The organism is Bacteroides mediterraneensis, assembly GCF_016900355.1.
Lineage (GTDB): Bacteria > Bacteroidota > Bacteroidia > Bacteroidales > Bacteroidaceae > Phocaeicola.
In genome coordinates, this window is sequence record NZ_JACJKA010000058.1 from 1 (window position 1) to 971 (window position 971).

At 40.9% G+C, this 971-nt stretch carries 1 protein-coding gene; it reads left to right on the forward strand.

Translation table 11 applies throughout. The annotated features are described in order from the left end of the window. Positions 1–126 precede the first annotated feature (126 nt). Positions 127–971 (forward strand): IS4 family transposase (locus H6A28_RS14755; RefSeq protein ID WP_204481059.1); only part of this gene is annotated, 845 nt, incomplete at its 3' end.

Consider the following 971-nt stretch of genomic DNA (forward strand, 5'->3'; position numbering starts at 1 on the left):
TCACTACTGTCCCGTAAAAGTGGATAAATAGTTCTTTGAAATTATTGAAATATAGTCAATTACACGGTCTTTTGAAATGAAACGGACTTGATTTTGCAACTTTGCAGTCTAATACAAATGGCTGCTATGTTCCAAGACAAATACGTATTCTCTCAATTAACCGCTTTTCTGAACAGGACTCAGTTCAACAACTATGTTCGCAAGTATGATGGCAATAGATATGTGAAACATTTCACTTGCTGGAATCAGATGCTTGCGATGATGTTTGGACAACTGAGTAACCGTGAGAGCCTGCGAGACTTAATCGTTGCTTTCGAGGCGCATAGGGCCAAGCAATATCATCTTGGTTTAGGTCGTGAACCGATAGCCAAGACAACTCTTGCGACAGCGAACCAGAACCGTGATTACAGAATCTTCGAAGATTTTGCATTCTATATGATGAAGGAAGCCTGCGAGAAGCGGACGACCAACATCCTTGACATTTCCGGAAAGAAATATGCGTTTGATTCAACAACGATTCCGTTGTGTCTTGCAACATTCCCATGGGCAAAGTTCCGAAGCAAGAAAGGAGGGGTGAAAGCTCATGTCTTATACGACATTGAAGCACAAGTTCCTGCCTTCTATACTGTAACCACTGCATCAAAGCACGATTCCACAGCAATGTCTTCAATCCATTATGAACCAAATGCTTATTATATATTCGACAGGGCTTATGACTCTTTTAAAGAACTCTATAGGATACATCTTACAGACTCTTTCTTTGTTGTCAGAGCCAAGACGAACTTAAAGTATAAGACAGTCAAATGGAAGCGAAGAATGCCAAAGAACATAATGACAGATGCGGAAGTGAAACTGACCGGATATCTCTCCGAGAAAAAATATCCTGAGTCATTCAGACTCGTCCGATATTACGACGAAGAGGATGACCGTGAGTTCACTTTCTTGACGAATGCAAAACAACTTTCTGCACT